7 protein-coding genes are annotated in these 10,708 nt (G+C 61.7%); 1 reads left to right on the top strand and 6 read right to left on the bottom strand.

The window, feature by feature from the left end:
* Positions 1 to 180 precede the first annotated feature (180 nt).
* Entirely contained in the window at positions 181 to 939 is a 759-nt protein-coding gene (locus J3L12_RS04580; RefSeq protein WP_208013858.1) for a 3-hydroxybutyrate dehydrogenase, read from the top strand.
* A gap of 141 nt (positions 940 to 1,080) precedes the next feature.
* Here J3L12_RS04580 and dnaG read toward each other — a convergent pair whose 3' ends face one another.
* The 6 genes from dnaG to ispF form a co-directional block, all read right to left on the bottom strand.
* The gene (gene dnaG / locus J3L12_RS04575) at positions 1,081 to 2,874 is read right to left on the bottom strand and encodes a DNA primase (RefSeq protein ID WP_208013857.1); all 1,794 of its coding nucleotides are present in this window, start codon (positions 2,872 to 2,874) and stop codon (positions 1,081 to 1,083) included.
* A 255-nt stretch (positions 2,875 to 3,129) separates the two neighbouring features.
* Complete coding sequence (locus J3L12_RS04570; protein ID WP_347708836.1) at positions 3,130 to 6,147, bottom strand: AAA family ATPase; 3,018 nt, start codon at positions 6,145 to 6,147, stop codon at positions 3,130 to 3,132.
* Between the two features lie 332 nt (positions 6,148 to 6,479).
* Positions 6,480 to 6,959 (bottom strand): hypothetical protein, encoded by a 480-nt coding sequence (locus tag J3L12_RS04565; RefSeq protein WP_243454915.1) that lies wholly within the window; start codon positions 6,957 to 6,959, stop codon positions 6,480 to 6,482.
* 105 nt (positions 6,960 to 7,064) lie between these two features.
* On the bottom strand, positions 7,065 to 9,386 hold the full coding sequence (locus J3L12_RS04560) for a right-handed parallel beta-helix repeat-containing protein (protein WP_208013855.1): 2,322 nt from the start codon (positions 9,384 to 9,386) through the stop codon (positions 7,065 to 7,067).
* A gap of 109 nt (positions 9,387 to 9,495) precedes the next feature.
* Entirely contained in the window at positions 9,496 to 10,119 is a 624-nt protein-coding gene (locus tag J3L12_RS04555) for a TRIC cation channel family protein (RefSeq protein WP_208013854.1), read from the bottom strand.
* 42 nt (positions 10,120 to 10,161) lie between these two features.
* Entirely contained in the window at positions 10,162 to 10,647 is a 486-nt protein-coding gene (gene ispF / locus J3L12_RS04550; protein WP_208013867.1) for a 2-C-methyl-D-erythritol 2,4-cyclodiphosphate synthase, read from the bottom strand.
* Positions 10,648 to 10,708: the final 61 nt, after the last annotated feature.

Raw genomic sequence — 10,708 nt, 5'->3', positions numbered from 1 at the left:
TACTTACGAGATGTAATCCTGAGCCTCTTGCACCTCAAAAAGTGGCCGGTGTTGCGCTCGGTTAGAAAGTTCTCGGCTAATCCCTATCCTCTACTCAAGCTAATCCGAGGGTTGTGATAAAAGCCTGCTTCCCACCTCCTTGAATATCCAAGGTGTTCAAGTTTACAGGATAATGAAGCCATGATTCTCCAAGGCAAAACCGCCCTCATTACCGGGGCCGGAAGCGGCATTGGAAAGGCCATAGCGGAAGTGTTCGCCAGGGAAGGGGCCAGGGTCATCCTGAACGACCTCTCCCCTGCTGCAGCCGAGGTTGCGCAGGCCGTCGGCGGGGTCTTTCTCCAGGCCGACCTGTCCGATCAGACCGCGGTCAAGACGCTCGCCCAGCGGGCCCTCGAGCAGGGCCCCATTGACATTCTGGTCAACAACGCCGGTTTGCAGCGTATCAACCCGGTAGACGAGTACCCCGAGGAAACCTGGAACATGATGCTCCAGGTGCTCCTGACAGCTCCTTTCCAGCTCATCAAGTACACCCTGCCGGGTATGAAAGCCCGCCGGTGGGGCCGCATCCTGAACATTTCTTCGTTGCACGGGCTGGTGGCCAGTCCCTACAAGTCGGCCTACATCTCGGCCAAGCATGGCTTGATGGGCCTGACCAAGACGGTGGCGTTGGAAGTGGCCGAGTACGGCATCACCTGCAACGCCATCTGCCCGGCCTACGTCAAGACCGGCATTGTCGAGAGCCAGATTGCCGACCAGGCCCGCACCCTGGGCATCTCCGAGGCCGAGGTCATCGAAAAGGTGATGCTGGCCCCGGCAGCTATCAAGCGCTTGATCGAGCCGGAGGAGGTGGCCGAATACGCTCTGTTTCTGGCCTCCGACAAGGCAGGGGCCATTACCGGTTCGGCCCAGGTGATCGATCTGGGCTGGACTGCACGGTAGGGCACTATTCACGTATGTTAACCATCCGACTTCAAAAAGCTTTGTCCTGGACAGAATAGTAGCCGCCCGGACGAGAGGCTACATCGTGTAGAGCGCGATAACGATGCACAAGGTGGGTACCGGGAAGCATTACTTACCCCTTTAGCGCTTGTAGACCCGCCGCTCGGCCTCGATGGCCTGCAAGACTTCCTGAATGTCTTTGGTCAGGGCGCGAATCTCGTCCAGATCAGTGGTGCTTTTGAGCTGGGTTTTGAGTTTGTCGAGGCGCATTTCGTAGTACACCTCGCGTACCCGGGCCATGGCCACGGTCAGGTGGGCCTCGAGGTTGGTCTGGTCAAAACTGGGGCTTTTCATGAGCACATCAATCAGCCGGGCCCCCTCCCCCCGCTGCTCGAAGTGTTTGAGGATACGGCTCTTACCCTGTTCGGAACGGGCCGCCTGCATGAAGTCGGCCAGCAGGCTGCCCTCTGGCGGCCAGGTGTGGTCTTCGACATACAGCGCCCACTGCACAAACTCTTCCTCGGGCACCGAGTACAGGAGGGCAATCACATCCAGCTCGCGCAGCAGGCGCTTTTCGGTGAGGTCGGGGCGGCTCAGCCCCAGGCTGGCGACCCGGTCGGTTCGGAGGGGCGCAGCGCCGGGGGTAGGGCGTCCTGCAGCGAACCGCGCCCTGGCCAGATAGTCTTCCAGCGCACGCGGCGAAAGCTCCAGGGCTCCGATCACCTTGGCCTTGAGCTTTTCCACCACCCGGTCGAAGGGCTCGCTCGAGACCAGACGAGGTTTGAGGGCCTCGAGGACTTTTTGTTTGTGTTCGGGGCGGCGCAAGTCCAGCCCACTGGCGGCCACCTCGAAGCGGTACTCCACTTCGGGCAGCGCCGCGTTCAGGGCTGCTTCAAAGCGCACTTTGCCATCCGGTACCAGCAGCAGGTCGCCCGGGTCTTTACCGCCCTCGAGCAGCACCGCATAGACCACAAAGCTTCGGGCAATCTCCAGGTTGAGGCTTTGCAGGGTAGCCTTGCGCCCAGCCTCGTCGGCGTCGAAGGCGAGGTAGAGCTCGGCGGCATCGGCCCGCTTCAGGAGATGGGCCTGCTCGGCAGAGAGCGAGGAACCCAGCACCGCCACCGCCTCGCTAAAGCCCATCTGGTGCAGGGCAATCACATCGAAAAGCCCTTCCACCACCACTGCACGCCCTCGCTCCCGAATGGCCGCCCGGGCCTGGGGGTAGCCATAAAGCAGCAAGCTTTTTTTGAACAGGGCCGTTTCGGGCGAGTTGAGGTACTTGGGGTGGTCGTCCTGGGCCAGGGCCCGGGCCGTAAAGGCCACGGTGCGGCCCAGGGCGTCCTGGATGGGAAAGGTGATGCGATTGCGGAAGCGGTCAAAAAAGCGCCCCTCGCGCTCCATCAGCACCCCGGCTTCCAGGGCCTCCTGGGGGCTCACCCCCTGAGCGTGAAGGTACTTGAGCAGGCCATCCCGGCTGGCTGGGGCATAGCCCAGGCCAAACTGCTCGATGGACTCGGGGGTCAAGCCGCGGGCTTGCAGGTATTGCAACGCTTCACCCCCAAGGTGGGAACGGAAGTAAGTCTGGGTGAGCTCGAGGATTTGCAGGGCTTCCTTGCGTGCAGAAGCGCGCCCTTTGTACTGCGGCAACTCCACGCCGGTTTCTTGAGCCAGGCGCTCTAAGGCTTCCCGAAACTCGATGCCCTCAATCTTTTGCAGAAAGGCAAAGATGTCGCCCCCCGCTTTACAGCCAAAGCAGTAACACAGCCCTTTGGTCTCGTTGACCTGAAAAGATGGGGTTTTTTCCTGGTGAAAGGGGCACAGGCCCTTCCAGGTGCCCTTGCCGCTGGGTTTGAGCGCCACATACCGCCCCACCAGCTCCTGAATGGGCATCCGGGAGCGAATCAGTTCGATGGCCTGGGCAGTCTGGGCATCCATAGCGGGCACGGGTAAGGTGGGCGAGATAGAGTCAGGCGTCTATTCTAACGCTCGGCAGGCTCGAGGTCTGCAAAAGTAAAGACGCTGAGGATTTTCCAATTTGGACTGCATTTCGCGTCTGTCAGGTATTGGAATCTCCATGTCCATCGTCACGATGTGCCAACAGTAGCCAAAGGGGCCGTTGGCCAAACGCTGCTCGACGGGTGTACCCAGGGATCCCCCAGCAAAAGCGCATGAAGCCAATGGGCTCCGCACTTACTCCGGCAGTTCAGAACGCACCTGCCAGGACGAGACGGGTCTGGTTGAGAACCAGCGGGCCCAAACTCCCAGGATTCCGTACCCCCGGAAATGGTGGGCCAGGAGGAAAGGCTTTTCTCCCTGTACAGCCCCCAGCAAAAGCCCTTTCCAGAGCTGAGCCAGGGGGGTTTTGGCCTCAAAATCTAAAAGGCCCGAAGGTTCACGGCCCTCGGCCAGTAGTAGCTGTGCCCGTAGCAAGCGGGCGTAGCCGTGTTGTAATTCAAAACCTCGGCCCGCTGTTTGGCTCAGCATGTACTGCGAGAGGGCCAGGGCCTTTTTGGGATTTTGGGTCTGCTGAGCCAGCCCAAGCATAAGGAGCGCATAGAAATAATAACTCGGGCTGTGGCTCCGCCGCGCCAGGAATACTGCCCGGCGAAGATGGGTAGCCCCATCCTGGCTCTGATACCACTTGCGAAGCCCCATCGCCAGCTCACAAACAGTCCTCACTTCGGGGTCTTCGATTCCTTCCAGGCCGCGTATCAACCTTTGCAGCATGAGCCCACTCTGCTGGCCGGATGCCAGGGCGTAGGCCAGGGCCAAAAGGGACAAAAGGCTCGGCGAAGGCGTCTTGGCCACCGCCGACTCGCCAAAGTAGAGGGCATCGTCGAGCTGGCCCGATTCGATCAGGAAGCGAAGGCGAACCCGGCTTACCTGTTCGATTACCCCAGGAGGTGCGCCCTCGAGCAAGAGCAGGCTTTCTTCCAGCAAAGCGCTCGCCACCTCGAACTGGCCCATATCCAGGCGTAATGCAGCCAGGCTGCTATTGTACAGACAGCTAAACCAGGCAGGTAACATATCCCCCGGGGGCTGGCCCAAGGCTTTTATGGCATCGCTCAGCCTGAATTGTCGCCAGAGTGCTTCGGACAGTATCTGCCGAGCCTCAAAACATTCGGCAGGGTTCTGACCATATTCGCCAAGGTAGGCTTCGCTCTCCGCTTGAGCCTGTACCACCTGCCCCGAGCGCAACCAGGCCCGCGCCCGCACCAGTTTGGCGGAACCCTCGAGGTTAGCCGGAAGCCCCTCTAACATCCTGCAAGCCTCCTCCACAGGAAGGGTGCGGGCTACCGCTACCGCCAGGCGAGGTTCGGTAATTTCGCCAGGGGCAGGGCGTTCAATCAAGTCGGCCTGACCCAGGGCCAGGCTGGCCTCGAGGCGAAGGGCCCAGACCCTTTGGCGCAAAGCAAGCGGCAATTCCTGGGTTTCCAGGGGTAGGCTGGCCAGCTCGAGGGCCTCTCCATAGCGACCCAGGGCCAGGTGAGCCTCGGCTGCCTCGAGGGCCGCCTGCCAGCGCACCTTGCCTTCGGCCAGACGCAGGGCCTCCAGGTAACCCAGAATGGCCCCCGAGTAGCGTTCCTCGTTCCAGGCCTGTTGCGCCACCACCCGCCACATCCGGTAGGCAGTTGCGGTATCGCCGGCAGCCTCGAGGTGGGTTGCGGCTTCGGCCAGGCGGCCCTGGCGCTGATACCAGCGGGCAGCTTGCTGGTGCCAGGTCTGTACCTGCTGTCCGCCTACCTGACCCAGCGTAGCTTCGCGCAACCAGGGGATGGCAAAGCGCAACTGCCCGTGTTCATCGGCCTCGAGGAAACCCTCTCCCACCAGGCGGGTCAGGTCGGCCTCCTCCCCCACCAGGTGTCGTACCAGCTCGGGCGGGGCCGTCGAACCCAGCACTGCCGCCGCTTGCAGGGCCACCCGGGCCAGCCGGGGCAGACTATCCAGCCGGGGCTGGTACAGCGGAATGGGCTCGGGCTCCCCGCTGCTGGTCAGGCTCAGGGCCTGCACAGCTAGCGGAAAACCGCCGCTGGCCTCGGCCAGGTGCAGGCTGGTCGCGGGGCCGAGATCGGGGCGGGCGCGCAAAATCAGTTGCTGGGTATCCTCCAGCGATAAAGGTTCCAGTGGAAGCAGTACCAGGTCTTCGGCAGCTTCCCAGCGGTTTTGTCGGGCCACCAAGAGGAGCATAACCCCTGGGGGCGCAGGCCGCCGGGTGAACTCGAGCACGGTCGGGTCGGCGTTGTGCAAATCATCCAGAACCACCACAATGGGGTTACCCTGGGCAATCCGCGCCAGGAGCGTCCACCAGGTCTCTATCAGCAGGTTGTCCAGCTCGGCGCTGGGCAGACCAGGGTGCTCCTCTATCCCGATGCTGAAATCCAGAATGGTTCGCAGGTGCTCGGGAAGCTCGAGCTGCCGTAGCCCTGAAAGCCCGTCTATCAGCAATTTTTGCAAGCCCTGGCGCAGGGCATAGCGCAGGGCCACACCGGTGGTCAGACGCGGCGCAAACACGCCCCGCACCCCTTCAGGCAGGGTTTCGACAAAGTGCTGGGCCAGGTGCGACTTGCCCACCCCCATAGGGCCAAAGAGCACCACCCGCCGCCCGGCCCCCGCCCGCACGGCATCGAGTGCCTGGCGCAGGGTCTGAACTTCCCGGTCGCGGCCCAGTGCCTCGGGGGGATCGGCGCGCAAACCCAGGTAGCGAAAGGGTACTAGCGGTTCGGCATAGCCTTTGAGGGGCTGCGGGGGGAGGGCTTCGGTCAGCACCCCGGGCACCAGGCGCATGGTGGTGGCATCGCACCAGACCTCGCCGGGAGGGGCGGCCTGCGACAAACGCTGGGAAAGGTTGACGGCGGGCCCCAGCACGGTCTGGTCGCCCGCCAGCCCCCCGCCCAGGGGCGTTCGCAGCACCAGTCCACTGGCTACGCCTGCCCGCCCCGGCAGGGTACTCGAGGCCACCATGGCTTGCGCGGCTTCCAGCGCCGCCCGTGCATCGGATTCCTGGCTGCGCGGAACCCCAAACACAGCCAGAAAGCCATCGCCAAAAAACTTGTCTATGTGCCCGCCATACAGCCGCACATGGTTGGCCGCCGTTTGCAGGGCGGTGTTGGCGGCCTGCCAGGTGTCCTCGAGGGGGTGAGCCAGCGCGTACTCGGTAAAGCGCGAGAGGTCAAAAAACACCACACTTACCCAGCGCCGCTCCTGCACAAAAGCCCCTCCAGGCAGCAGGGTGTTGCCACAACGTGCACAGCTCTCTTCACCGGCAACATTGGTGTGGCCACAACGCGGACAAATCATAGGGTAAAACCACAGCAAACAAATGTTTCTCGATGCAACCGAAGGTATAAAAAGTATACGCCGCCGGCTACCTGCCTTAGTTCAAGCGGAGCATTTATTGCCCAACAAACCAAAGTATAGGTATCTGCATCTAGATTACACAATCTCTCGCACAGTGATGTCCAAAAACTTGTTCTGTCGCATGAACCGCTTGAAGAACCCTCAGTCTCCGGGCTCCTAAAACTGAATGAAGAGCCCGCTGCTCAGCGCGAATACGATTCGGGGCGAAACACCATGAGGGGGGGTTTTAGTTGTACCGTAATCCAGCTTCCCACGCCAGGGAGGTTTGAGGCCGCCAAAACCACTTGCAAAGAGCTTTCGCCACCAGAACCCTGCACTTGCAAAACGAAATAAGTGGCATCCAGCACAGCTTGTACTCGACCCGTCATCTGATAGCGCCCACCCCCTAAATGCTGCAAAGCATTGGTATCTTGGGTAGCTTCCCAGTGTTCTACCTCCCCATGAACAATCACCGGGGTTTCGCTGCCCGAGAAGTGAACCAGGGTACGGTCAAAAGCATAAAGGGGGCCTAGGGGGGTGAGCACCTCGAGCAAAGGGCTTCCAAGCGGCTCGGGGCAAACCGGCCAGGTCTGGGCATACCCGGAGAAACGCTCCCAAAAATATTCCGGGCTCTCCTCAAGGGCTGCGCGGTTAGGGCGGAACGCCGCTTCCATAACGCTCATGATATCGTGCTCTTCGCGGACGTGGCCATCCATCCAGACCGCCACTGTTCTGTCCAGGACAAAGGATTCTTAGTCCCGCATGGCTCGATATTTGTGAAGAGCGCTCTATTCGCGCTGCACCTCAGTAGCGTTTCCCTCGAGGGTGTTGTATCCGAGCACAGCCTCGGCATAACGGGCAATTCGAATGGCTGCCCCTTTATTAGCGGTAATCTGGTTGGCCTCTACACGAACTCTGGCCCTATCCTGCACCTCGAGGCCGTGCAGGCCGTTCTCGGCCACGATGTTTCCCTGTATGACCGCTTCGCTCAGGCTACGAACGACCATGCCACAGAGCAGGTTGCGTAGAACCTGGTTGGCCTCGAGCAACGGGCTGGCCCGGTGATCCACCAGAATCCCGTGGGTCTGGTTGGCCTCGAGGATGTTGGCCCTGGCGCTGCCCGACGACTGCTCCAGGTAGGCCAAGCCTGCCATATTGCTATTCCGCACGGTGTTCTTCTCCAGGGTGGGCTTGCTACGTCCCAGCAAGGCAAGTCCGTACATCCCACTCCCCTCGATGGTGTTGCCATTGGCGCTTCCGGCAGCCTCGTCGGTATAGACCAACCCGTACTCGGGATGGTCTAAAAGGCGGTTCTCGCTCAACACGGGCTGAGCCCACTGGCTTACCAGAATGCCCGAGGAGCTGTTCTTCTCCAGCAGGTTCTGGCGGGCCTCGCCCGCCGCACGCTCGAGATACCACAGGCCGCCCCGTTCATTCTCCCTTACCGTATTGCCCTCTAGCAGCAGATTGCTCTCCCCCATCAGCACAATTCCCTGCAGACTCTGCCCTTCTACCGTGCTGCCCGCCACCGTTCCGCTGGTTTTGCTGCGAAAGACCAGCCCCGCTCCCCGGTTGGCCCGAATCTGGCTGCTTTGCAGGCTCACAGCAGCCTGTCCCTGCGCCAGCAAACCGGCTTCGGCATTGGCCTCCAGCAGGCTACCGCTCAGCTCTAGCCGGGCCTGTCCCGCTAGCAACAAGCCAGAACCCTGGTTCTCGCGCACCGTCAGATTTTCGGCAGATAGCAGGGCGTTTTCATCGACTTCCAGGCCGCTGCCCTTATTGGCTCGAAGGGTCACCTCCTTCAGCGTCCCCTGGCTCTGCCCATAAAGCAAAAGACCCGCGCTTTCGTTGGCCTCGAGGCTAACCCCCTCGAGCATCAGTCGGGCCTCCCCGGCCGCCTCGATACCGCGCAACTGGTTCTGGCTCACCTGAACGCCTCGCAGGGTAATCCGCCCGTTGCCGGAGACAAAAATACCCGCCCCCAACCCGGCTTCCTGGCGGCTGGTGCGTCCTCCGCGCACTGCTACGTTGGCAAGCTCGAGTTCCCCCCTCCGCACCTGCACCACATCGGCTGCGGTCTGTCCCCGGTACACGATGGAAAGGTTTCGCACGCCCAGCTTGCCCCGGCCCACATAGCGCAACACAAACCCGCCCGCCGAAGATACCAACCGGGTCTGCTCGCGGCCCTGCCCCACCAGGGTCACGCTATTGGCGACCTCGAGGCCCCTGGGCAACACATACTCGCCTGCCGCCAGCGTTACGGTGCTGCCCTCGGGGGCCCGGGCCAGGATGGAGGTCAGGTCGGCACCCGGTTTGGGATTCGGGGTGAAGGGCTGACCCAGGAACTGCGAAGTTCCGCGACGATTACCCGAAAAGCTATTTTGTCGAAGTGTAGGGTTGGCCGTGGCCTCCACATAAACGCCCCACAGGCGGTTGGCCCGCAGGGTGTTGCCCTCGATGAGGGGCCGGGCTTGCCCGGCCACATAAATGCCGTGGGCGTTGTTGGCCTCGATGGTGTTGCCCCGCACCTCGCCCCTGGCCTCGTCGTAAAAGGCCACTCCGGCGTCGCGGTTGCCGCGCACCACACTGCCCTGGAGCACCACCTGCGCCTCCTCGCTCACATCCACCCCGTGCAGTTGGTTGTTCAGAAACTCGCTGCTCCGTAAGGTGGCTCGAGCGCTGCCACGCACCCAGATTCCATCGCCCCCCTGGCCTGACTCAAGCTCGAGCTTGCCTCCCTGAAAGCGGCACTTTTCGAAAACGGCCTCGCCACCGCCCACCACCACCACATTGGCAATCCGCGCACCAAAGTGTTCAAAGCTGATGCCAAGTGCATTAAAACGGCCTCGCACGTTAATGGAAAGCACAAAATTGGCCGCATCGGAACGAATACGGGTTTTGTCCCGTCCCTCGCCTTGTAGCGTGAGGGGCTTGCCAATCTCCAGGCCCCGGGCCGAACGATATTCCGCTGCCTCGAGGCGCAACACCGAGCCTGCCGGGGCTTCGGCGATGGCTTTGGCCAGGTCGGCCCCTTTGGGCACCGTAATCGGGCTAGCCTGACTCCAGGCCAGTGGCATCAAACACAGGGCAAAACTCAGCAGGCCACGCATCAACCCAATCTACCATTAGGGGGTTCAGAACCTGGAAAGGAACGCAGCGTGCTAGGTGCAAATAGCCGAGAGCAGAGGGGTGTTGGTATTGTTCAACTAGCGTCCGTACTCACTCTTTGGGCGTGGGGAGGCGCAAGCCCAGCCAGCGGCTCGAGAGCCGCAGTCCAATGGTCACCAGCGCACCCAGCACCACTGCCAGCGCCGAGTAAGCAGGCAAAAAGGTGTAGATCAGAAAAACCACCGCCGCGCCGCCGCTCGCCGCCGAGGCATAGAGGTCGCGGTTGCGATAAAAGATGCCGGGAATTTCGCCCGCCAGCACATCGCGCAGAACGCCGCCCCCCACCCCCGAGACCGTCCCCACAAACACACACCCCCAGAAACCCAGTCCAAAGGCCAGGGCCCGTTCAGCTCCCAGCGCAGCAAACAGCCCCAGGCCCAGGGTGTCGAAGTAGTAGATGGGGCGCTCTAGCCGACCCATAGGGCGGTAAAACCGCCACACCAGAAGCGCCACCAGGAACACCAGCCACAGCACCGCCTCGTTGCGGAGCGAGCCTGCGGGTAGTGAGCCCACCAGCACATCCCGGATGGCCCCACCCCCAATGGCGGTCACCCCGGTCAATACGATGATGCCCACCAGGTCAAAGCGCTTTTGCACCGCCACCAGCGCCCCAGAGACCCCAAAGGCCAGCAGGCCCATCCAGGCCAGCAAGTCAAGCAGTTGCCAGTGTTGCATAACTCAAGGGGACACTACTCCAGTTGTTCGTCCTAAGAGCGCCTACCCTTTGTCCACCTGTCTGTCCGGGATGGGCTCGAGATAGACCATGGCTCGGCACTGGGCGTGATCAGGGGCCAGCCCCTCGGAGGTCTTGAAGGTGAGGCCCACCCGGCGCTCTGGCAATCCGGTCAGAAGGGCCAGGTTTTGCTGAATAGCCGCGCGGTGGGGCCCCAGCTTGGGGCGATCCAGGATCACCACCACCGAAATCTGACCTAAACGATAGCCCTGATCCCGTACTTTTTGCAGCACCACCTCGAGGATCACCCGGCTTTCCAGGCCTTTCCATTTGGGGTCATGGTCGGGGAAAAAGCTGCCAATATCCCCCAGCGCAAAGGCTGACAGCAGGGCATCCGAGAGGGCGTGCAGAATTACGTCGCCATCGGAGTGGGCAATGGCACCCCGCTCACTCTCGATGTGAACCCCCCCCAGCCACAGCTCGCGTCCCTCACCCAGGCGGTGCGAATCCTCCCCGTAGCCAATGAGCAGTTGAGCCGTCGTAGATTTCTCTGCCACGCACTTATCTTAAACTTTTGGGCTCAAAGCCCAA

Source organism: Meiothermus sp. CFH 77666, assembly GCF_017497985.1.
GTDB lineage: Bacteria > Deinococcota > Deinococci > Deinococcales > Thermaceae > Meiothermus.
Note: the sequence above shows the minus strand (reverse complement) of the source record. Positions and strands in the feature narration are given on the sequence as shown.